Raw genomic sequence first — 23,651 nt, forward strand, 5'->3', positions numbered from 1 at the left:
AAAAACTCTTTCACAGATTAAGAAGCCATTAAGAATCATTTCTCTATAATTCCCCTCCACAAACAGAGAGACCTAAAGTTTAGGATTAAAAATCTAGGTTTGAGATCATTGAAAACTAAGCAAGTAAATAGACTTTAATAACTAGAGATAGTTAGATTGGTCATTAATAAGTTTACTTAGAAATAACTAAAATAACAACAACCGTCTATTCTATTTGGTCTCTATTAAATTAGAGATACCCAATAGTATAGATACTATACAAAGTCTATCAGATGTTCACGCACTGATAGCAACATAAAGCCAATGATTTAATAATCTTGGGCAAAGATTAAACAATTCAATTATGGAGAGTTTGATCCTGGCTCAGAGTGAACGCTGGCGGCGTGCTTAACACATGCAAGTCGAACGGTAACGCAAAGTGCTTGCACTTTGGCGACGAGTGGCGCACGGGTGAGTAATATATAGTTAATGTACCTTCAAGACCGGGATAGCCATTGGAAACGATGATTAATACCGGATACACCTTCATACCATAAGATATGAAGGGAAATGTTTTTTCGCTTGAAGATCAGACTATATCCCATCAGTTTGTTGGTGAGGTAAGAGCTCACCAAGACTATGACGGGTAGCGGGTTTGAGAGGATGATCCGCCACACTGGTACTGAGACACGGACCAGACTCCTACGGGAGGCAGCAGTGAGGAATATTGCACAATGGAGGAAACTCTGATGCAGCAACGCCGCGTGGAGGATGACGCATTTCGGTGTGTAAACTCCTTTTATATGTCAAGAAAATGACGGTAGCATATGAATAAGCACCGGCTAACTCCGTGCCAGCAGCCGCGGTAATACGGAGGGTGCAAGCGTTACTCGGAATCACTGGGCGTAAAGGACGCGTAGGCGGGATATCAAGTCAGGTGTGAAATCCTACAGCTTAACTGTAGAACTGCACTTGAAACTGGTAACCTAGAGTATGGGAGGGGGAGATGGAATTAGTGGTGTAGGGGTAAAATCCGTAGATATCACTAGGAATACCTAAAGCGAAGGCGATCTCCTGGAACATAACTGACGCTAAGGCGTGAAAGCGTGGGGAGCAAACAGGATTAGATACCCTGGTAGTCCACGCCCTAAACGATGAACACTAGTCGTCGTGATGCTTGTCATTGCGGTGATGCACTTAACAGATTAAGTGTTCCGCCTGGGGAGTACGGTCGCAAGATTAAAACTCAAAGGAATAGACGGGGACCCGCACAAGTGGTGGAGCATGTGGTTTAATTCGAAGATACGCGAAGAACCTTACCTGGCCTTGACATTGATAGAATACTGTAGAGATACGGTAGTGCCCTTCGGGGAGCTTGAAAACAGGTGCTGCACGGCTGTCGTCAGCTCGTGTCGTGAGATGTTGGGTTAAGTCCCGCAACGAGCGCAACCCTCGTCCTTAGTTGCCAGCAGGTTAAGCTGGGCACTCTAAGGAGACTGCCTTCGCAAGGAGGAGGAAGGTGAGGACGACGTCAAGTCATCATGGCCCTTACGGCCAGGGCTACACACGTGCTACAATGGGGCGTACAGAGTGTTGCAATACCGCGAGGTGGAGCCAATCACTTAAAGCGTCTCTCAGTTCGGATTGGAGTCTGCAACTCGACTCCATGAAGCTGGAATCACTAGTAATCGTAGATCAGCAATGCTACGGTGAATACGTTCCCGGGTCTTGTACTCACCGCCCGTCACACCATGGGAGTTGATTTCACCCGAAATTGGGAAGCTAACCTTCGGGAGGCTACCACTTACGGTGGAATTAGCGACTGGGGTGAAGTCGTAACAAGGTAACCGTAGGAGAACCTGCGGTTGGATCACCTCCTTTCTAGAGTAAAGAGAAAACATTCGTTTGTTTATCTCATACAAAGAAAATCTCACAAGAGAAATAGTTATTTTAGTCTTTTACTTGCTTAGTTTTCAGTGATCTGTGTTCATTTGAAATATTAGATTGTTAAGGGAATATCTCTCAAACATAAGTTTGGGAGGGATTTTAACTTTAATCAAGGCGGGTTCTTTGCTGAATGAGGAGCATAGTTATACTATGTGACGATTGAAGTAAAGGTTCCAACGAAGAGTAAAGCTAAAAGCACCCCAAAAGGGCCTATAGCTCAGCTGGTTAGAGTGCACCCCTGATAAGGGTGAGGTCCCAGGTTCAAGTCCTGGTAGGCCCACCATTTTTTGGAAATTTGCACTTGATAAGTTTGCTCACATACATTTAGTATGCTTCGCAACCTTATCAAGCACAACTTTCTCAAAAAACCAAATATAAGTCTTTAATTGAAAAGATTTATATTTGGTTTTATACCAAAAGTTCATTAAATTATCATTGTTAAAGTCAATAAAATATAGTTAAGAAAGATAACTGGATATATATTAAGTTATATATAAAGAAGTCAATTAATAATTATATCAACTAAATAACTACAATTAAACAGGCACTGTCTTACATTAAGTAAGGTAGTGAACGCAACATAGAATAAAAAAGATATTAAGGGCCATAGGTGGATGCCTTGGCTAGTAGAGGCGATGAAAGACGTACTAGGCTGCGAAAAGCCTCGGGGAGCTGCCAAGAAGCTTTGATCCGGGGATTTCTGAATGGGGCGACCCAGCATGGCGCGAGTCATGTTACCCTACGGGGGGCGAACTCAGGGAAGTGAAACATCTCAGTACCTGAAGGAAAAGAAATCAAACGAGATTCCCATAGTAGCGGCGAGCGAAAAGGGATTAGGGCACTTAGTGATAATATATTTGTTAGCTGAACACTTTGGAAAGAGTGAACATAGAGGGTGATATTCCCGTAAGCGAAAACATTTGTATGGTACTAGACTGAGGAATGAGTAGGTCGGGACACGTGTTATCTTGACTGAATATGGGGGGACCACCCTCCAACCCTAAATACTACTACTAGACCGATAGCGAACAAGTACCGTGAGGGAAAGGTGAAAAGGACTGCGGTGAGCAGAGTGAAATAGAACCTGAAACCTATGGCTTACAATCATTCGGAGCACTATTATATATAAGTGTGACGGACTGCCTTTTGCATAATGAGCCTGCGAGTTGTGGTATCTGGCAAGGTTAATCGAACGAGAAGCCGTAGCGAAAGCGAGTCTTAATAGGGCGAATTAGTCAGATGCTGCAGACCCGAAACTGAGTGATCTATCCATGAGCAGGTTGAAGCTGGTGTAAGAGCCAGTGGAGGACCGAACCCGCTGGCGTTGAAAAGTCTTGGGATGACTTGTGGATAGGGGTGAAAGGCCAATCAAACTCAGTGATAGCTGGTTCTCTCCGAAATATATTTAGGTATAGCCTCGAGCATTAGCATGAAGGGGTAGAGCACTGACAGGGCTAGGGCTGCTTACCGCGGTACCAAACCCTATCAAACTCCGAATACTTCATGTGTAACCTCGGGAGTCAGGCGGTGGGTGATAAAATCCATCGTCAAGAGGGGAACAACCCAGACTAGCAGCTAAGGTCCCAAAGTCTTGTCTAAGTGGAAAAGGATGTGAAGTTGCTGTGACAACCAGGAGGTTGGCTTAGAAGCAGCCACCCTTTAAAGAAAGCGTAACAGCTCACTGGTCTAGCGATTTTGCGCCGAAAATATAACGGGGCTAAGACAAGCACCGAAGCTCTAGGTTGTAGTACATCATTAAGTTCTCAGAGAAGAGATATTCAAAGAGATATATTTAAAACTTTACGGAGTGAAGTTTTAAAATGCCTCAGGGGATAAGAAGAGATACTTAGGATTTAATGATGTACTACAGCGGTAGGAGAGCGTTCCAGTCAGCGTAGAAGCCATACCGGCAAGGAGTGGTGGAGCGGCTGGAAGTGAGCATGCAGGCATGAGTAGCGAGAAAAGAAGTGAGAATCTTCTTCGCCGTAAACCCAAGGTTTCCTACGCGATGCTCGTCATCGTAGGGTTAGTCGGGACCTAAGTCGAGTCCGAGAGGGGTAGACGATGGCAAATCGGTTAATATTCCGATACCGACTGTTGTTCGCTTGAGTGATGGGGGGACGCATAGAGTTAATTGAGCTCACTGATGGAATAGTGGGTCGAAGGATGTAGGTTGTATCATAGGCAAATCCGTGATACATTAGACCGAGATCTTACAGGCAGAGCAATCTCTTCGGAGAGCGCTTTGAATCAATGATACTGTCGTGCCGAGAAAAGCCTCTAAACGAGAACAGCAGTTGCCCGTACCGTAAACCGACACAGGTGGGTGAGATGAGTATTCTAAGGCGCGTGGATGAACCCTGGTTAAGGAACTCTGCAAACTAGCACCGTATCTTCGGTATAAGGTGTGCCCTATTTGTAAATGGACTTGCTCCATGAAGCATTGACGGGTCGCAGCAAAGTGTCCCTCCCGACTGTTTACCAAAAACACAGCACTCTGCTAACTCGTAAGAGGATGTATAGGGTGTGACGCCTGCCCGGTGCTTGAATGTTAAATGGATTGCTTAGCTCACGCGAAGGCTTGAAATGAAGCACAAGTAAACGGCGGCCGTAACTATAACGGTCCTAAGGTAGCGAAATTCCTTGTCGGTTAAATACCGACCTGCATGAATGGCGTAACGAGATGGGAGCTGTCTCAACCAGGGATCCAGTGAAATTGTAGTGGAGGTGAAAATTCCTCCTACCCGCGGAAAGACGGAAAGACCCCGTGCACCTTTACTATAGCTTGACATTGCTATTGGGATATTCATGTGCAGGATAGGTGGGAGCCGTTGAATCTATGACGCCAGTTGTAGATGAGGCATCCTTGAGATACCACCCTTGAATATTCTGATAGCTAACTCGGTACGATTATCTCGTGCGAGGACAATGTCTGGTGGGTAGTTTGACTGGGGCGGTCGCCTCCTAAAAAGTAACGGAGGCTTACAAAGGTTAGTTCAGAAGGGTTGGAAATCCTTCGTAGAGTATAATGGCATAAACTAGCCTGACTGTGAGAGAGACAACTCGAGCAGAGTCGAAAGACGGTCATAGTGATCCGGTGGTTCTGTGTGGAAGGGCCATCGCTCAAAGGATAAAAGGTACGCCGGGGATAACAGGCTGATCTCCCCCAAGAGCTCACATCGACGGGGAGGTTTGGCACCTCGATGTCGGCTCATCGCATCCTGGGGCTGGAGCAGGTCCCAAGGGTATGGCTGTTCGCCATTTAAAGCGGTACGCGAGCTGGGTTCAGAACGTCGTGAGACAGTTCGGTCCCTATCTTCCGTGGGCGTAGGAGAGTTGAGGAGAGCTGACCCTAGTACGAGAGGACCGGGTTGGACATGCCACTGGTGCACCAGTTGTTCTGCCAAGAGCATCGCTGGGTAGCTACGCATGGATGAGATAACCGCTGAAAGCATCTAAGCGGGAAGCCAACTCCAAGATGAACTCTCCCTGAAGTACGCTTGAAGACTACAAGCTTGATAGGCTGGATGTGTACGCAGAGTAATCTGTTTAGCTGACCAGTACTAATAGTACGTTTGTCTTTTTTACATATCGTTCACTACCTTACTTAGTGTATAGGTGTCTGAAGTAGTTATTTAGTGATTAGTGATTAGTGATTAGTGATTAGTCGGCGGTTTTACCTAAACCCTAACATCTAAACCCTAAACCCTGAAATGTTGACTTTAACAATGAAAATCTTCTCTAATCTTTACAGATTATATATGAGGGCACACAATAAGCTCGGTTTACTGAGCGTGAGCCTGACGCTTAGTCAAACTTAGCGTTAGCGTAGACAAAGGAATTACTTCCTTTGTCGTGTCTTTATATATGATCTGTCTAGGTGGCTATAGAGAGAGGGAAACGCCTGGCCCCATTCCGAACCCAGAAGCTAAGCCTCTCATCGCTGATAATACTGCATCTTTCAGGTGTGGAAATGTAGGTCGCTGCCTAGTTGATCATTTCTTCTTTTATTGACAATCGATTAAAATTATTAAATTACAATCAAAGGTAAAGCGTGATAATCTGATTATTACAATATAATTTTGCAGTAAAATCCCAACTCTTTTTTTGAGTTAGAATTTTTATAAATTATATTAATTTAGCTTCTCTTTTTCCTTCTTTAATTTCACCAATTAAATAACCGTCACATTTAGCAAGAACAGTATCAACATCTTCTTCTTTGACAACCAAAATCATACCGATACCCATATTAAATGCTCTATACATTTCATCTGTATCTACATATTGTGACATTAGTTCAAAAATCGGTAAAACTCTTATATCATCTTTTCTTATTTCAGCTCTTAAATTTTCTGGTAATACACGAGGCAAGTTCTCAACTATTCCTCCCCCGGTTATATGGGCAAGAGCAACAATTTTATTTTTTAGCTCTTTAAATGTTTTTACATATATTTTTGTAGGTTCTAGGAGGGTTTCGATAAGTGGTTTTCCATCAAAATCATCATTAAAATTTAGATTCATTTTTTCAAAAAGAACTTTTCTTGCTAAAGAAAATCCGTTTGAATGCAAACCTGAACTCGGAAGTGCTATCAACTTATGTCCTGCTTTTACAAGAGAAACTCTATCCATTTCACTTTTTTCTGCAACACCTACTGCAAAACCTGCTAAATCATAATCATCATGAGAGTACATACCTGGCATTTCTGCTGTTTCTCCACCAATTAACGCACACTCACTTCTTCTACATCCCTCAGCAATTCCGGCAACAACATTTGTTGCAGTAGCTACATCAAGTTTTCCTGTTGCGTAGTAATCTAAAAAGAAAGAGGGAGTACCGAAATTGCAGATAAGATCGTTTACGCACATGGCAACTAAATCAATTCCGACAGTGTTATGTATACCTGAGTCAATAGCAAGTTTTAGTTTTGTTCCAACTCCGTCAGTTGCTGCAAGCATTACCGGCTCTTTGAAGCCGCTAGGAAGTTCAAATGCTCCTGCAAAAGAGCCAATTCCACCAAGAACACCTGGAATTTTTGTTGATTTTACTAAGGGTTTGATATTTTCTACAAAACTATTGCCGGCATCTATGTCAACACCGGCATCTTTATAGCTTATTTGGCTCATTTTTGGCTCCAATATTAAAATATGAAATTATATCTAATGAGAGTTAAAGCCAGAGTTAATTTATTTAATAGAGCATTTTTTAGTAATAATGCAAAGCGGGCAGAAATTTACAATTCCTGCTATAAGGGGAATAACTCCTAGATAAAACCAAGCGTTACCCATAAATAAACCTACTGCTATTAGAGTTAAACCGACTATTATTCTGATAACTCTACAATTTTTTCTTATTTTGTCATAATTCATATAATTTGAATCCTTAATTGTTTTAATATTAAGATATTATTATATTTATACAAACAAATAATTGACTTAAAGTTATCTATTATTTAAACTTTTTAAAGCTTTTTAATGCAAATATGCTAAAATCGCACTAAAACAAACTAGGAATTATAAATATGAGAGATTTTATATATGCGGAGATGATGGTACATGTGCCTGTTTGTACCTCTAAAGAGGCAGAGGATATTTTAATTATAAGTGATAATGCAAAGAAGTTGTCTGCTGAAACAGCAAGACACAGTGAAGCTAATTTAAAAGTGATCAATTGTTCACTTAATGAAATAAGTGCTTTAGACAATAAGAGTTACGATGTAATAATATCTGAAATGCCTAGTGACGAAATATTTTTTTCTCAAGTAAACCGAGTTTTAAAAGATGATGGACAATTCGTCACTACGCATCCATCTCTGGATGATGTTGAATCAAATAAAAAATTAATGATTATCCTAGCAAAATATTTTAAAATAATTATGCCATATAATATAGGAGATGGTTCAACTGCGCTCTTTTGTTCGAAAGAGTATCATCCGACTGCAGATATAAATCTTCAAAGAGCAGATATGATTGACGGATTGAATTATTACAATAGTGATATTCACTATGCTGCTTTTGCGATGGGTAACTATATTCGCAAAGAGTATTTAGGGTTTATTAAAAACTAATGGCTTTTCGTTATGCTATAGCACTTACAGGAGGGATTGCAACGGGAAAGAGTACTGTTGCATCTCTACTTGCCCTTAATGGAATGAGGGTTATAGATGCAGATAGTATATCTCATGAGATTTTAGATGCTTCAAGTGAATGGGTGAGAAAAACTTTTGGGGATGAATTTTTAAATGATTCAAAAGTAGATCGAGCAAAACTTGGTAAGTTAATTTTTTCTGATAAAGAGGCAAAAAAAAAATTAGAAGAGTTTTTGCATCCAAAGATAAGAGCTGAGATAGAGCGAAGAAGCAAGAAGCAGGACAGTTTTAAATTTCCATATCTTATAGATATTCCTCTTTTTTTTGAAAATGGCGGATATGATATAAAAGATAGTGTTGTTGTTTATGCCCCGCCTAAAATTCAACTTGAGAGATTTATGAAAAGAAACGGCTACTCCAAGGAGGAGTCGCTTAGACGAATAGAGTCTCAGATGGATATAGAAGAGAAGAGAAAAAGAGCAACTTGGGTTATAGACAACTCAAAAGATTTAAAGCATCTTCAGCGTGAGTGCGAAGAGTTTGTTGAGAAGATAAAAGCCAAATATCTGGAGAAAAAATGATAGTTTCAAAATATAGCGCAAGTGGAAATGACTTTGTGATTTTTCATACTTTTGTAAAAAAGAACAGAAGTGAACTGGCGAAAAAACTTTGTCATAGACAAGAGGGAGTAGGGGCTGATGGCTTAATTGTTTTGATTCCAAAAAGTTCATTAGATAATGATTATGATTTTGAATGGCAATTTTACAACTCTGACGGGAGTGAAGCAGAGATGTGCGGAAACGGCTCAAGAGCATGCGCTCACTACGCATTTGCAAATGAGCTTGCTCCTGGTAAAATGAGTTTTTTAACGGTTGCTGGAGTTATAAATGCAGAGGTTGAGGCATCTAACGCAAAGGGCGGAATGGTTTTGAGTGAGCTGACTCCTCCTCAAATCTTAGAGACAAATATAGAGCATAACGGCAAAAGATGGTTCAAGTTAAATACCGGAGTGCCGCATCTTGTGCATATTTGCGATGATATAGAATTCTTTGATATAGCAGAGGCAAGAGAGCTAAGAAAAAAACATAATGCAAATATAAATATAGTTTTTGTAGATGGCAAAAATCTGCGTGTCAGAACATACGAACGCGGTGTGGAGGATGAAACTTTTGCATGCGGAACGGGAATGGCGGCATCTTTTTATATTGCTTATAAAGAGGGGTTAGTGTCAAATAACATCAAGGTCTATCCAAAAAGCGGCGAGACTCTTTATCTCGGTGTAAATGAGAGAAGTATTACTTTTAAGGGTGAAGTAAAAAAAATTTTTGTAACAGAAATTTAAAAACAGACAGGTTCTGTTTTTAAATAATTTAGAGTCCGGCTGCCTCGACGATTTTAGCTTGATGGTCTGCAATAAGCGGCTCTATTATTTCATCAAGAAGTCCGCCGTGCATAATTTCACTTAGTCTATAGAGAGTTAAGCCGATTCTATGATCAGAGATGCGATTTTGCGGGTAGTTGTATGTTCTAATTCGCCCACTTCTATCTCCCGTTCCAACTTGAGCAGAACGGTTTGCACTGTCTTTTGCAAGTGCTTCTTGCATTTCAAGGTCATAAAGTCTCGCTTTTAAAACTTTCATCGCTTTTTCTCTGTTTTTGTGCTGCGACTTCTGGTCTTGGTTTGTTACGACCAAGCCAGTCGGCAAGTGGGTTATCCTAACGGCAGAGTCTGTCGTGTTGACACTTTGTCCGCCGCACCCGCTTGATCGCATAACATCAATTTTAAGATCATTTTCGTTTATTTGCACTTCTACATCTTCTACCTCAGGCATAACCGCAACAGTAATTGCCGAGGTATGTACACGACCTTGTGATTCTGTTGCCGGGACACGCTGAACACGATGTGTTCCGCCTTCATATTTCAATCTGCTATAAACCTGATCACCTTTTATAAGCGCAATTACCTCTTTAAATCCGCCTGCATCAGATGGAGATGAGCTTAAAAGTTCAATCTTCCATCCTTTAAGATCAGCATAGCGGGTGTATGCTTCAAAAAGATCACCAACGAAGATAGCCGCTTCATCACCGCCTGCTCCAGCGCGAAGTTCAACAATAATATTTCTATCATCATTTGGGTCTTTCGGAAGAAGCAGAAGTTTTATGTCGTTTTCAAGTTGAGGAATTTTTGGCTCAAGTGATTTAAGCTCCTCTTTTGCCATCTCAAACATATCCGAATCGCCAAGCATAGCTTTTGCATCTGCAATTTCAGCAAGTACACTCTTGTACTCTCTTGCTTTTTCAACTATTGGTAAAAGTGAAGATTGTTCTTTTGAGAGAGCGGTCATTCTTTTGATATCAGAGGTTATGTCAGGAGAACTTAGCAGTTCGCCAAGCTCTTCATAACGATTGATAAACGGGGTAAGTTTATCGGCTAACATTTATAGTGTTAACCTTATAGTGCGTTTACAGCTCTGTGTAGACGACTAATCTTTCTAGCAGCAGTCTCTTTTTTTAAGACACCTTTGCTTACAAATTTTTGAATTTGTTTGTTTGCTACTGTCATTGCCGATGTAGCTTCTTCTTTGTTACCTGCTGTTACTGCAGAACGAACATCTTTTACAATGTTTTTAAGACGAGTTCTGTAAAAACGATTACGCTCAGAACGAACGATTGTTTGGCGAATTCTCTTAATTGATGACTTGTGATTTGCCATGCATGAGTCCTTCTCATAAAAATTTAGTGCAGAATGTTAGCTTAAATATAATTAAAATTAAGTTAAAGCCAAGGTAAATGAGAAAAATTTAAACATTATTCTTTAAATATGTTAAAATACAGCACTTAAAAATTATGGAAATGGCATGAAATTATTTGGAACAGATGGTGTAAGAGGTGAAGCCGGTACTTTTTTAACAGCAGAACTTGCAATGAGAGTGGCAATGGCTGCAGGGATTTATTTTAAGGCACACTCTAAAACCAATAAAATTTTAGTTGGAAAAGATACGCGCAGAAGCGGGTATATGATAGAAAATGCAATAGTTAGCGGACTTACAGCTATTGGATATGATGTGATTCAAATTGGGCCAATGCCTACTCCTGCAATTGCATATATTACAGAAAATATGCGTTGTGATGCGGGAATAATGATTAGTGCATCTCATAACTCCTTTGAAGACAATGGAATTAAATTTTTTGATGGTAATGGAGACAAACTTTCCAATAATGCTGAAAGAGAGATAGAGAAAATATATTTTAACAATGAATTGATTCAAGATGCGCAGGTTAGTGGTAAAAATATAGGTAAAGCTAAAAGAATTGATGATGTTATAGGCCGTTATATAGTGCAGCTTAAGAACTCGTTTCCAATGGATCTTTCTCTTAAAAACATACGCATAGTTCTTGATACTGCAAATGGAGCAGGATATGTAGTCGGGCCAACTGTTTTAGAAGAGTTGGGTGCCGAGGTTATAGTTTTGCATAACACTCCTGACGGTTTTAATATAAACAATGGATGCGGAGCACTTCATACGAAAGAACTTTGTGAAAATGTGGTTAAATACAGGGCAGATTTAGGAATAGCTCTTGATGGTGATGCAGACAGAGTTGTAATAGTTGATGAAAATGGCGAAGTTGTAGATGGAGATCAGCTTCTTGGTGCTCTTGGAGTGTATATGAAAGAGAGCGGCACTTTAAAAGGCGATGGCATTGTCTCAACTGTTATGAGTAATAAGGGATTAGATGACTTTATGGCTGAAAAAGGGTTGAAACTATTTCGTTCAGATGTTGGTGATAAAAATGTTTTAGAGCTGATGAAAAAAGAGAAGATCAATTTTGGAGGGGAGCAGAGCGGTCATGTTATTATAAGCGATTTTGCAAAAACGGGAGATGGTTTAGTCTCTTCACTGCAAGTACTTGCTCTCTTGTTAAAAACAAAACAAAAAGCATCTGTCGCTCTTAGGCCTTTTAAACTTTATCCTCAAAAATTGGTAAATATAAATGTAAAAGTTAAAAAACCGCTTCAGGATATAGAAGGTCTTGATGAAAAGTTAAAAGAGCTTGATGCTCAAGAAATTTATCATTTGGTACGATACTCAGGAACAGAGAATAAACTTAGAGTGCTTTTAGAATCCAAAGATGCTAAAAAAATGAATTTATATATGCAAAATATGGTGCAATTTTTCCAAAAAGCTTTAAATGCATAGTAAAATTATTCGTCTTATAACAATACTTTTTTTTACAACGGTTGGAATTTTTGTAATAGACCAAAATATTAAGTCACTTTTTTTAGATGGTTTGAGGTATTACGGCGAGTGTATTGATTTGATTTTGGTTTATAATAAAGGTGTGGCATTTTCAATGTTCGCTTTTTTAGATGAATGGCTAAAATATATCCAGCTGGTGTTAATTTTGGGCATACTAATTTATATTGTTTATTTAAGAGAGGTTTGTTATGCTTTTCCGGCGGGATTGTTGCTTGGCGGTGCATTTTCAAATATATATGACCGCTTTATTCACGGCGGTGTCGTTGATATGGTCTATTGGCATTGCGGATTTGATTTTGCAGTTTTTAATTTTGCCGATGTAATGATAGATGTTGCTGTTGTTTGGATATTGTTTCTTAACTTAAAACCCAAGTTTTGTAAAAACTGACTTAAAGATAGATAAAAGCAGATTTAGGATATTATTGCTAAAAATATATAGTTATAAACTTATAATAAAGGAAATTGATGAAAATCAAAGTAAATAGAATAAATAGCGCTAATGCTGAAATCGAAGCAGAGATTTCAAAAGAGACAATTAACTCAAAGTTAGAAAAAATAGCTAAAGAGTTAACAAAAACTGCATCTGTTCAAGGTTTTCGTAAAGGAAAGGTACCTGTAGCTGTTGTAAAAAAACAGTATGGAGAGCGTCTTATTCAAGATGCAGAATCAGAAGCATTGCGTGATGTTTTAAACAAAGGGCTTGATGAACTAGAAGTTGCAATGAGTGCTTTAATCGGTGAACCAAATATTTCTAAATTTAACAAAAGCGATGATAAAATTGAAGCAACTGTTAAAGTTGCAATGAGACCACAAATAAATTTAGAAAGCTACATTGAAATGGTTGAAGAGTTTGACAAGCCTGTTATTACTGATAAAGAGGTTGGCGAAAGAATTGAAAAAATTGCTGACTCTCAAGCAAAATTTGTTGATTTAAAGAGAAAAAGAGCAGCAAAAGATGGTGACAGTGTAACTATCGATTTTGAAGGTTCAATTGACGGAGAGCTTTTTGAAGGCGGAGCAGCAAAAGAGTTTGCTTTAGTGCTTGGTTCAGGTCAATTTATTCCAGGCTTTGAAGATCAGATAATCGGAATGAAAATTGGCGAAGAGAAAGTTGTAAAAGTCACTTTCCCTGAAAATTATGGTTCTGACAAATTAGCAGGTAAAGATGCTGAGTTTAAAGTTACACTTCATAATATTCAAGAAAAAGAAAAAGTCGAAATTGATGATGCATTTGCTGAAAAACTTCTTGCAGGACAAGATGATAAAAGTTTGGAGAATTTAAAAGCTCAAGTAAAAGCTCAATTAGAAAATGAAGCAATTGGAAAACTATATAATGATGAGTTGAAACCTGCACTATTAGAGACATTTGTAGCTAATATCAATTTTGATTTGCCGCAGTTTGTTGTTGATCAGGAAATTGATGTTGCGCTTAATAAAAAAGCAGGCACAATGAGCGAAGATGAGATTAAAGAGCTTCGTGAAGACGCGGCCAAATTAGAGGCACTTCGTGAAAGTTTCCGTGAAGAGGCAGAGAGAAGTGTAAAAGCTACTTTTATTATTGATGCACTAGCAACTGCTGAAAATATAAAAGTTGACGAAAATGAAGTTATGCAGATTGTTTATTATGAAGCAATGCAAATGGGGCAAGATCCTAAAGAGGCATATGATAAATATAAAGAAGCTGGTTATCTGCCTGCTATTCAAATGTCAATGGTTGAGGATAAAGTACTTTCACAAATTCTTAACTCTAAAATGAAAGAAGTTTAGTAAAAATGAGTTATGTTCCTTATGTAGTTGAAAAAACAGCGCGCGGTGAGCGTTCTTATGATATCTATTCTCGTCTTTTAAAAGATAGAATCATTATGTTAAGCGGAGAGGTTAATGATGCAGTTGCCTCTTCTATCGTAGCGCAGATGCTTTTTCTAGAAGCAGAAGATCCGGAAAAGGATATCTACTTCTATATAAATTCTCCAGGCGGAGTTGTAACCGCCGGTATGGCTATATATGACACAATGAATTATATCCATCCAGATGTAGCTACTATTTGTGTTGGTCAAGCTGCATCAATGGGAGCATTTTTGCTCTCAAGCGGAACAAAGGGTAAAAGATATGCACTTCCGCATGCCAGAATAATGATACATCAGCCTTTAGGTGGAGCGCAGGGTCAAGCGACTGATATAGCTATTCAAGCGAAGGAAATTCTTCGTATGAAAGAGGAATTAAATACTATTTTGGCAAAAAATAGCGGTCAAAGTATCGAAAAAATAGAGAAAGATACAGATAGAGATAATTTTATGAGTGCGGCTGAATGTAAAAACTATGGGATTATTGACGAAGTTTTAGTACAAAAAAACAAAAAATAGATAACATAAGGAGTTTGTCGTGTCAGGAACATTTAGAAGTGAAATAGATTCTAATGTTACAGATTCAGAGACATATTCAGAAGCAAAAAATAGTGTAATAATAGAATCTGAGTATGATTTGGGCGTATATTCAAAAGAAGTTTTAGCAATCTTAATAAAAAATGATATACCTCCAACTCCTAATAATTTTTCAATATATTTTGATAAGCTTTTAAAAAAAAAGAGTCAAACTTTTCGTGATCATATTATTTCTATACTTGAGTTTGAAGAGAACACTAAAGATGAAGAGAGTGTTTTAGCAGAGCAGAGTTTAAAAGAAGGTTTTTTGTTAATGAAAAACATTCTTAGTGCCACTGCAAATTTATATAAAAATATATTTTTTATGACAAAAATACTTACAAAAAGAAAACAAGAGCTTGAAGAATGCTCAAATATCCAAGAAACAAAAAGTGTTTTATTATCTTTAGAATCAGACATTTCAAAATTAACTGTTATTTTGAAAAAACGCGGTAGTAGTATAAAAAGTGTATATAATAATAGTATAGAAATTTTAAAAAATATTCAAAGCAATACAAAATTTCATGATAAATATGGTATTTATAACAAACGGTATTTAATAACAAAAATAGAGCAAGAGATAGAACTTGTGCGCAAATTCAAATATAAAAGTTCTCTTATTATGACTGAAGCAATTTATGAGCTTGGAGATGTAAACAATGATAAAGCTGTTGTATTGTTAAGAAAAACAGTTGCACGACTTCTCTTTAAAACATCAAAAAGAAATGATATAGTTGCTTATTATGAAAATGATCTGTTTGTAATGCTTTTAAAACATACAGATATTGAGGGTGCAAAACAAGCTAGCAAAAGAATTTATGACTTGGTTTCAAATAGTAGTTTTCTCTTAGCAGATCGTGAAATAAAACTAAAAATTTCTATAGGAATTACAAACATTACTGAAAATAATTCAGTAGAAGAGATTATCTCCAGTGCAAAGAACGGAATTAAAAAAGTATATGAAAATCCTGATTTAGATTTTGCAGTTTTACTTAGAAATAGTTAATAGTGAGTATAAAAAATGAAGTTAAAAATAGTAGAGTATCCGGACAGAAAGTTAAAAGAGAAATCTGAAATAGTTAAACAGTTTGATAAAGAGTTGCACAAACTGCTTGATGCAATGTATGAGATGATGATCAAATCAAACGGTATCGGCCTTGCAGCAATTCAAGTTGGATATGCAAAACAAGCTCTTCTTTTAAATCTTCCTGATGAAAATGATGAACAATCTATAGATAATTTAATTGAGATGATAAATCCAACAATTATCAAAACAAGTGGAGAGACAACTTATCAAGAGGGATGTTTAAGTGTTCCCAGTTTTTACGAAGATGTAGATAGATATGAGAGTGTAACGGTTAATTATCAAGATAGATATGGGAATAAAAAAACTTTAGATGCAGATGGGCTGCTTAGTATCGCTATTCAGCATGAAATAGATCATTTAAAAGGCATTTTATTTATTGACAAACTCTCATATTCTCGCAGAAAAAAATTTGAAAAAGAGTATAAAAAAATGCAAAAAGAGAAAAAACCTTCTAAAAAATAAGATTTCACATGACACATTGTCATATTTTTTCACATTTAAAAATTATAAGAGTAAAATAGTACCAACTTAATAAAGGTTGGCATTATGAAGATGGTCTCTTGTGCTACATACGAAGGCATTGAAGCAAAAGTTGTGCATGTTGAATCTACTCTTACAAAAGGTTTGCCATCTTTTAGTGTAGTTGGGATGGCTAGTGCTTCTATAAATGAAGCAAAGGAGCGTGTTAAATCTGCACTTCTTAGCAATGAATTTACATTTCCTCCAAAGCGCATTACAATAAACCTTGCTCCAAGTGATGTTAAAAAAGAGGGAAGCCAGTTTGATCTAAGTATCGCACTATTAATCGCACTTGATTATATTGAGGATGATTTTAGTGAGTGGTTTGTTTTTGGAGAACTCGGTCTTGATGGCGTTGTCAAGGAAAATATACAGCTTTATCCTCTTCTGCTCTCACTTGCAAATCAAAAAATTATAAAAAAAGCGGTTGTTCCTTATGAGAGTTTGGAGAAGCTTTCTAACATACCAAAAATTGAGTTTTATGGAGTAAAAACACTTAATGAAGCTATAGAACTTTTAAAAAATCCAAACAATGCAGTGCCAAATATTATTTATAAAAAAATAGAGTATCCAAGTTATACAATAAATGATAAAGAGTACTATTTTTATGATAACTATATTGAAGATTTTTTAGATGTAAAGGGTCAAGAAGTTGCCAAAAGAGCAGCATTGATAAGTGCTGCCGGATTTCATAACTTGCTTTTAGAAGGTAGTCCGGGTTGTGGAAAAAGCATGATCGCACAAAGGCTTCGCTATATTTTGCCTCCACTTAGCAGTGATGAAATTTTAGATATCGCAAAACTTGATGCGCTTGAAGCAAAAGAACCTAATTTTAAACCGCTTAGAAGCTATAGAGCTCCTCATCACTCATCTACAACTGCAAGTATATTTGGCGGCGGAAGCAGCAGGGCTAAAATTGGTGAAGTGGGGCTGGCACATAGAGGTTTGCTCTTTTTTGATGAGCTGCCTCACTTTCAAAAGAGCGTTTTAGAGGCGCTTCGTGAGCCTTTGCAGGATAATAAAATAAGAGTATCAAGAGTAAATGCAAAAGTAGAGTATCCAAGTGATTTTTTATTTGTAAGCGCTATGAACCCGTGCCCATGCGGTAATCTTTTAAATAATCAAAAAGAGTGCAGGTGCAGTGAATTAGAGATACAGAGATATAAAAACAGGCTCTCAGATCCATTTTTGGATAGAATAGATATATGTGTTGTTATGCAGCACTCTAATGTAAATGACAGGGCGAGTATAAGTTCAAAAGAGATGCATAAACAAGTTATTGAAGTTCATAAACGAGTAAAACTGAGAGGACAGGAACATTTTAATGCAAAATTAAGTGATGCTCAAATAGAGAAATATTGTATTTTAAATGCTGAGGCAAAAGAGATTTTAGATATAGCTGTTACGCGTTTTGCTCTCTCTTTTAGGAGTATTAAAAAGATTCAGAAAGTTTCACTTACTATTGCTGATTTAGAGGGAAGCGATATAATAGGTAAAAACCATATTTTGGAGGCGTTAAGTTACAGAAAAAGAGGATAGAGAGAGTTGAAATTTCTCTATCCTTATTGGGTGAATTTAAAATTCATCTTCAGATTTTAAAATACCCTGTATCTCTACATTTAATTTTACAATTTCGCTTACAACAACGCCACCTGCTTCTAATGCTTGATTCCATGTAATATCATAATCTCTTCTGTCAATCTCTCCGCTAAGGCTTAATCCTGCTCTTTGTTTGCCCCATGGATCTGTAATAGTTCCTCCAAAATCATAGTCAAGAACAACATCTTTCGTTGTATTTTTTATAGTAAGTTTTCCATAGGCTTTATCGCCTTTTACTTTATCTAGAATAAAAGTTACTTTTGGAAATTGCTCTGCATTAAAAATCTCAGCTGATTTAAGATGTGCATCTCTTTTTGCAATATTTGTATTAATAGAGTTAACATCCATTTCGCCTTTTAATGCAACAAGATTGTTTTTTTCATCAAGCTCAAAGTTGCCATCAAACTTTTGAAATTCTCCATTTACAGTGCTTATCATCATATGTTTTACCGAAAAACCGACATTTGTATGAGAAGCGTCAATACTATAAACACCTCCAAATAGTGTGCTAACTCCAAGCAGTAATAATACAATTAATAATTGCAATTTTTTCATCTTTTCATCCTTTTCTTGTATTTGAAATATTATAGTATTAAATAGCTCTAAGAGGCTATTAACTTTATCAATTAATATTGTTTTTTAAGTAAAATAACAAAAAATTATACATTATAATATGTTGCATTTGGATGATATACCACTAAAGCAGATGTTGACTGCTCGGGGTGGATTTGAAATGTTTCACTCAGCTTGATTCCGAACTCTTCAGGTTTTAAAAGATTGAAAAGAGGACGGTTTAGTTCAAGGTCAGGACATGCAGCATATCCAAATGAGTATCTTGAGCCTTGGTATTTGTTCATCTGCACATCGCTTAGTTTGTTTCCCTCACCTTTAGATATATTTAAATCTAGCCGTATTTGTTTATGAGCTATCTCTGCCAATGCTTCTGCAAGCTCAACTCCAAGTCCATGAAACTGATAATATTCTGTATAGTTTCCTTTATCATAAATTTCTCGTTCGATTTCGCTTAGTTTTGAGCCTGCGCTTACACATGTAAATGCTACAACATCATGTCTGTCTCTGTGAAAAAAATCACTTAGCGCACGATGAGGTTCTTTGGATTGTCTTGGAAAAGTGAACTCCTCTATCGCTCTGCCTATTACTTTATTTAACGGTTCATGATTTATCTCATCTTTTGAGTTATATCCTTCGCTTGAGTCAAAAATTAAAAGGGTGTTGTCATCGCTTCTGCATGGCCAGTATCCGTAAAGAATAGTTGGTTCAAAAAGTTTTTCTTCAATGAATCTTTTCTTTAGTTTTTCATACGCCGGCCAAACAATCTCATCAAGCTGTTTTTGGTACGCCTCTTTTGTCATTCCTTTTGAGCTGTATCCCCAGCGAGATTTGAAAAGAAGTTTATGGTTGATCCACTCAAATGCCATTTCAATTTGATGAGGAGCAAGTTTTAGTTCTCTTCTGCCCCAAAACGGCGGAGTAGGTACTTCAATATCGCGAGAAGGCATCTTTAGCTCTTCAAACGGGGGAATAACTATCTCCTCTTTGACCTTTACGACCTTCTCTTCGCCCTCTTTGCCGTGCAGATCGGTATCAAAATTTCCAGCCTCGATGCGACTCATGGCGGTTACTCCGTCAAACGCATCTTTGCAGTAAAAGATTGGACCGTCATAGAAAGGGCGGCAAAAGTCATCTATAAAAGAGCGGGTAAGTGCCGCACCGCCAAGCAGGATGGGGATCTTTATCCCTTCTCTCTGGAGCGCTTCAAGATTCTCTTTCATCACCTGTGTGGATTTGACCAAAAGACCACTCATCCCGATAGCATCGGCATTTGACTCTTTAAGTGTTTTTACAAAGTCGTCAAGTTCGACTTTAATGCCCAGGTTAATAACCTTATATCCGTTGTTCGAGAGAATGATGTCTACAAGATTTTTACCTACATCGTGAACATCGCCTTTAACCGTTCCAAGAATGAGCGTAGTATCTACTTTTTTGTCAATTTTTGGCAGGTACGGGTTTAGATAATCGACCGTTTTTTTCATGGTCTCGGCACTCTGAAGAACAAACGGCAGTTGCATTTGCCCTGAGCCAAATAGCTCTCCCACCACTTTCATAGCGTTAATGAGTATCTCGTTTACGATTTTTTCGGGTGCGATCTTATGGCGTACCTCTTCAACAAGCGGGATCATCCTCTCTTTATCGCCGTCCATTAAAAGCTTGGCGATCTTCTCCTCATCGCTCATAGCAAGATATGTCTCATCAACTGCCTGATTGTCAACCGCCTCTTTTGTGCTGAAGTGCTCTATAAACTCAAAAAGAGATGCAGAGTTTGGTTTGCGGTTAAAAATAAGGTTGTCACAAATCTCTTGATCCTCTTTTGAGATCTTGTTAATGGGAATAATATGCTGTACATTTATAATAACGCTTGTAAGTCCTGCCTCTATACAGTGGTGCAGAAACATAGAGTTGAGGTAGGGACGCGCATCTTTGTCAAGTCCGAAGGAGATATTTGAGAGTCCTAAAATTGCTCCGACTTCAGGGTGCCTTTTGCGCAGCTCGCGTATCGCTTCAATAGTGTTTATTCCGGCATCTACATACTCTTCGTCACCGCTCCCAAGTGTAAATGTAAGGAGGTCAAAGACCAGATTTTCGGCTCTTATGCCGTGCTTTTTGATGGCAAGCTCGTAGATACGCTCTGCGACTTCAAGCTTACGCTCAACCGTTTTTGCCATTCCCTGCTCATCAATGGTAAGACAAACAAGCGCGGCACCAAATTTTTTAGCCAAAGAACAGACCGCATCAAACTTCTCTATGCCGTCTTCAAGATTTACGGAGTTAATGATAGGTTTTCCTCCTATAAGCTTTAGAGCTTCTTCAAGTGCTGCCGTCTGCGTGGAGTCCGGCATAAGAGGAAGTGCTATCTTTTGAGCATAAAGGCTCATTACGCGGTTCATATCTTTTGTTTCATCACGCCCAGCAAACCCTACACTTACATCTAAAACATGCGCGCCGACTCTTACTTGCTGCTGCGCAACACTAAGTGTGCCTTCATAATCCTCTGCCAAAAGAAGTTCTCTAAATGCTTTGGAACCCGTTGCATTGCTTCTCTCGCCGACAAGCAAAACAGATGACTCTTGTGTAAGCGAAACAGTGTTAAAGAGTGAAGCGAGCCCATTCTCTTGAGCCCCGGAAGGCTCTTTTGGCGCACTGTTTGATACTCTGTTTACAAGAGCGCGGATGTGCTGAGGTGTTGTTCCGCAGCATCCGCCTAAAAAGCTCACTCCGTCGTAGCTTAAGAACTTCTCCTGCTTGTCTGCAAACTCATCGGGACCCATCGGGTAGTATGTGTAACCTCCGCGGTTTTGCGGAAGACCTGCATTTGCGTGAACGCTTATCGGTTTATGCCACAGTTCGCTTAGCGTCTTTATATGTTTCTCAACCTGCTCGGGTCCGGTACCGCAGTTAAATCCAAGCGAGATAATGTCAAAAGGCTCTAAGATAGTGGCTATTGTAGAGGCGTCAGTTCCGATAAGCATCGTCCCGCTTAACTCAATGGTAACCGAGACCATGATCGGGATCTCCACCTCTCTTTGTCTGCATGCCTCTTGGCACGCATGAAGAGCGGCTTTTATCTGAAGCGGGTCTTGGCAGGTCTCAAGCAAGAAAACATCTACTCCGCCGTCAATCAAAGCCAGACAAAACTCTGTATACCCCTCGTACATCTCATCATAAGTAATATGTCCTAGTGATGGGAGTTTTGTGCCCGGTCCGATAGAGCCCAGAACAAATCTCGGGTGCTTGGGAGTACTGAACTTTGCACACTCTTTTTTGACAAGCTCCGCACCGGCACGGGTGAGCTCATAGGCTCGATTTCCGATACCGTACTCATCCAAAACCCATGAAAATGAACCGAAGGTGTTTGTCGTGATAAGGTCTGCGCCCGCTGTTAGATAGGCGTGAAAAATTTCGCTCAAAACTTCAGGGCATGTGACATTTAGAAGTTCGTTGCACCCTTCGTTGCCCTCCCAAGACTCTTTTGGGATCTTTTCATCACGCTGTTGAAGCTGTGTACCCATCGCCCCGTCAATGATAAGAGGCCTATTTTTTATAGTTTTTAAGATATACTCTTTTGTTGTCATGTTATCGCCATAATATATAAATTGGCTAAATTTTATCAAAATTGAGCATAAACGACACTTTTAAAAATTGTTCAATTAGTTATAATTATTATTATTACATATAATTTTAAAAATAATTTGCTATAATGTTGGCAGAAAAATGTCAAGGAGTGGATATGAGTGAAAAGAAAACCAATATAAAGCTGCCAACCCCATGGAGAATAAAGCGATACTATTTTTTTATTTTTTTAACAGTGGTTTCTTTAATATTACCATGGATAAAGATAGATGAGAGTCACTTTTTTTTACTAAGTTTTGATAAATTACAACTGCATCTTGCGTTTGTTCAGTTTGATATGCAAGAGTTATATCTTATGCCATTTTTACTTATGATCCTTTTTTTAGGTATTTTTGGCATGACTGTTCTGGGCGGGCGTGTTTTTTGCGGATGGATCTGTCCTCAAACGATATTTCGCGTAATTTATCGTGATTTGATAGAAACAAAACTTTTAAAACTTAGAAAACGAATAAAAAACAAACAGCAAGAACCTGATATGAGTCTTACTGAAAATAAAATAAAAAAAGTTATAGCAATTTTAATTTGGACTGCTCTTTCATTGCTTGCGAGTGCTAATTTACTCTGGTATTTTGTTCCTCCTGAAGATTTTTTTAGTTATTTGGCAAATCCTTCTGATCATATGATTTTGGTCGGAACACTTCTGATATCAGCACTTTTTCTTATTTATGATATAGTTTTTTTACAAGAAGATTACTGTATTTATGTCTGTCCATATTCAAGGATTCAATCTGTTTTATATGATGAACATACTGTTATGGCTCTTTATAATACAAATAGAGGCGGACATATTTATAATGAAGCCAAAGAGAAAATATTTACAAAACAAAAAGATCTTCAAGCATTTGAACCTCATGCAGAGTGCACCGCATGTGAGAGTTGTGTAACCGTATGCCCCACCCATATTGATATAAGAAAAGGATTGCAGTTAGAGTGTATCAACTGTTTGGAGTGTGTGGATGCTTGTACTGTTGTTATGGGAAAACTCGGCAAGCCATCACTTGTTACATGGTCAAGTAATTATGAGACAATAGAGAAAAAAGGAAAAACACAATACTTCCGCCCCAAAGTTCTTGCTTATGTCGCTTTGCTTGTTGGTCTAGCTGTAGGCATGGTTATAATGGGGAGCAAAAAAGAGAATATGCTTTTAAATATAAATAAAGAGAATCGACTCTACTCTATCAGTACATCTTCTGATGGAAGAGTAATTGTTGATAACGCTTATGAGTTCTTACTTCAAAATACACAAAATGAGAAGATGAAATACTACTTTGAGGTTATTCTGCCAAAGGATATAAAAGGAGGGCTAGAGATACTTAAACCAAAAGAGCCTTTTTATGTTGTTCCCGGAGTTAAAAAGAAAAAAATTGTAGTTTTAAGAACATATGACAAACTTGCTGATGATGCAAGACATGATACTATCGTTCCTATTACGATTCGAGCATATGCTCTTGGTCATGAAGATGAGATAGTAGTTTTTAGAGACTCTACTTTTACCTATCCAAGAGCCGATGTTATAGAGGATAAAAAATAATTTACATTTAAAAGA

General features: G+C 38.1%; 17 protein-coding genes, 1 tRNA gene and 3 rRNA genes. 15 read left to right on the forward strand and 6 right to left on the reverse strand.

Annotated elements, in window-relative coordinates; translation table 11 throughout:
- The first annotated feature begins 340 nt into the window (after window positions 1-340).
- The 4 genes from CVO_RS00005 (at window position 341) to rrf (ending at window position 5,918) form a co-directional block, all read left to right on the forward strand.
- Window positions 341-1,860, forward strand: a 16S ribosomal RNA gene (locus CVO_RS00005).
- 272 nt (window positions 1,861-2,132) lie between these two features.
- A tRNA-Ile gene (locus CVO_RS00010) sits at window positions 2,133-2,209 on the forward strand.
- 304 nt (window positions 2,210-2,513) lie between these two features.
- Window positions 2,514-5,514: ribosomal RNA gene (locus tag CVO_RS00015) — 23S ribosomal RNA — on the forward strand.
- 288 nt (window positions 5,515-5,802) lie between these two features.
- Window positions 5,803-5,918, forward strand: a 5S ribosomal RNA gene (gene rrf / locus CVO_RS00020).
- The 16S, 23S and 5S rRNA genes sit together here with 1 tRNA gene alongside, the layout of an rRNA operon.
- 136 nt (window positions 5,919-6,054) lie before the next feature.
- Here rrf and purM read toward each other — a convergent pair.
- A complete protein-coding gene (purM, locus tag CVO_RS00025; RefSeq protein WP_159569265.1) occupies window positions 6,055-7,050 on the reverse strand; it encodes a phosphoribosylformylglycinamidine cyclo-ligase in 996 nt (331 codons plus the stop codon).
- Window positions 7,051-7,110: 60 nt separating this feature from the next.
- Entirely contained in the window at window positions 7,111-7,293 is a 183-nt protein-coding gene (locus CVO_RS00030; RefSeq protein ID WP_159569267.1) for a YgaP family membrane protein, read from the reverse strand.
- A 152-nt stretch (window positions 7,294-7,445) separates the two neighbouring features.
- On the opposite strand from CVO_RS00030, the gene CVO_RS00035 reads away from it, so the two are divergent.
- From CVO_RS00035 to dapF, 3 genes are read left to right on the forward strand one after another with little or no spacing between them, the layout of a single operon-like run.
- Window positions 7,446-7,991, forward strand: a complete 546-nt coding sequence (locus CVO_RS00035) for a class I SAM-dependent methyltransferase (protein WP_159569269.1) — start codon at window positions 7,446-7,448, stop codon at window positions 7,989-7,991.
- Window positions 7,991-8,593, forward strand: a complete 603-nt coding sequence (coaE, locus tag CVO_RS00040; RefSeq protein ID WP_159569271.1) for a dephospho-CoA kinase — start codon at window positions 7,991-7,993, stop codon at window positions 8,591-8,593. The genes CVO_RS00035 and coaE overlap by 1 nt, the downstream gene beginning before the upstream one ends.
- On the forward strand, window positions 8,590-9,354 hold the full coding sequence (gene dapF, locus CVO_RS00045) for a diaminopimelate epimerase (RefSeq protein ID WP_152300181.1): 765 nt from the start codon (window positions 8,590-8,592) through the stop codon (window positions 9,352-9,354). The genes coaE and dapF overlap by 4 nt, the downstream gene beginning before the upstream one ends.
- A gap of 28 nt (window positions 9,355-9,382) precedes the next feature.
- Here dapF and prfA read toward each other — a convergent pair whose 3' ends face one another.
- Together prfA and rpsT are read right to left on the reverse strand one after the other, a co-directional pair.
- Window positions 9,383-10,450 carry a peptide chain release factor 1 gene (gene prfA / locus CVO_RS00050; RefSeq protein WP_152300180.1) on the reverse strand — a complete coding sequence of 356 codons (1,068 nt, stop codon included), beginning with the start codon at window positions 10,448-10,450 and terminating at the stop codon, window positions 9,383-9,385.
- A 14-nt stretch (window positions 10,451-10,464) separates the two neighbouring features.
- On the reverse strand, window positions 10,465-10,725 hold the full coding sequence (gene rpsT / locus CVO_RS00055) for a 30S ribosomal protein S20 (protein WP_152300179.1): 261 nt from the start codon (window positions 10,723-10,725) through the stop codon (window positions 10,465-10,467).
- A 145-nt stretch (window positions 10,726-10,870) separates the two neighbouring features.
- On the opposite strand from rpsT, the gene glmM reads away from it, so the two are divergent.
- From glmM to CVO_RS00090, 7 genes are all read left to right on the forward strand, one after another.
- On the forward strand, window positions 10,871-12,211 hold the full coding sequence (gene glmM / locus CVO_RS00060) for a phosphoglucosamine mutase (protein ID WP_152300178.1): 1,341 nt from the start codon (window positions 10,871-10,873) through the stop codon (window positions 12,209-12,211).
- On the forward strand, window positions 12,204-12,659 hold the full coding sequence (gene lspA / locus CVO_RS00065; protein ID WP_152300177.1) for a signal peptidase II: 456 nt from the start codon (window positions 12,204-12,206) through the stop codon (window positions 12,657-12,659). Before glmM ends, lspA begins: the two co-directional genes overlap by 8 nt.
- A gap of 77 nt (window positions 12,660-12,736) precedes the next feature.
- The gene (gene tig / locus CVO_RS00070; RefSeq protein WP_159569273.1) at window positions 12,737-14,038 is read left to right on the forward strand and encodes a trigger factor; all 1,302 of its coding nucleotides are present in this window, start codon (window positions 12,737-12,739) and stop codon (window positions 14,036-14,038) included.
- Between the two features lie 5 nt (window positions 14,039-14,043).
- On the forward strand, window positions 14,044-14,634 hold the full coding sequence (gene clpP, locus CVO_RS00075; protein ID WP_152300175.1) for an ATP-dependent Clp endopeptidase proteolytic subunit ClpP: 591 nt from the start codon (window positions 14,044-14,046) through the stop codon (window positions 14,632-14,634).
- A 19-nt stretch (window positions 14,635-14,653) separates the two neighbouring features.
- Complete coding sequence (locus tag CVO_RS00080; RefSeq protein WP_159569275.1) at window positions 14,654-15,697, forward strand: diguanylate cyclase domain-containing protein; 1,044 nt, start codon at window positions 14,654-14,656, stop codon at window positions 15,695-15,697.
- Window positions 15,698-15,712: 15 nt separating this feature from the next.
- Window positions 15,713-16,240, forward strand: coding sequence for a peptide deformylase (gene def / locus CVO_RS00085; RefSeq protein ID WP_152300173.1), 528 nt, complete (start codon window positions 15,713-15,715; stop codon window positions 16,238-16,240).
- Window positions 16,241-16,321: 81 nt separating this feature from the next.
- Window positions 16,322-17,836, forward strand: coding sequence for a YifB family Mg chelatase-like AAA ATPase (locus CVO_RS00090; protein WP_188093949.1), 1,515 nt, complete (start codon window positions 16,322-16,324; stop codon window positions 17,834-17,836).
- 36 nt (window positions 17,837-17,872) lie between these two features.
- On the opposite strand, the gene CVO_RS00095 is transcribed toward CVO_RS00090, so the two are convergent.
- Both CVO_RS00095 and metH read right to left on the reverse strand, forming a co-directional pair.
- On the reverse strand, window positions 17,873-18,451 hold the full coding sequence (locus CVO_RS00095; protein ID WP_159569280.1) for a YceI family protein: 579 nt from the start codon (window positions 18,449-18,451) through the stop codon (window positions 17,873-17,875).
- A gap of 104 nt (window positions 18,452-18,555) precedes the next feature.
- Window positions 18,556-22,047: a methionine synthase gene (gene metH, locus CVO_RS00100; protein ID WP_159569282.1), complete on the reverse strand. Its 3,492-nt coding sequence runs from the start codon at window positions 22,045-22,047 to the stop codon at window positions 18,556-18,558.
- 155 nt (window positions 22,048-22,202) lie between these two features.
- On the opposite strand from metH, the gene ccoG reads away from it, so the two are divergent.
- Window positions 22,203-23,636 carry a cytochrome c oxidase accessory protein CcoG gene (gene ccoG / locus CVO_RS00105; RefSeq protein ID WP_152300169.1) on the forward strand — a complete coding sequence of 478 codons (1,434 nt, stop codon included), beginning with the start codon at window positions 22,203-22,205 and terminating at the stop codon, window positions 23,634-23,636.
- The last annotated feature ends 15 nt before the right edge of the window (window positions 23,637-23,651 follow it).

It is taken from the genome of Sulfurimonas sp. CVO, assembly GCF_009883775.1.
In the GTDB taxonomy this organism is placed as follows: domain Bacteria; phylum Campylobacterota; class Campylobacteria; order Campylobacterales; family Sulfurimonadaceae; genus Sulfurimonas; species Sulfurimonas xiamenensis.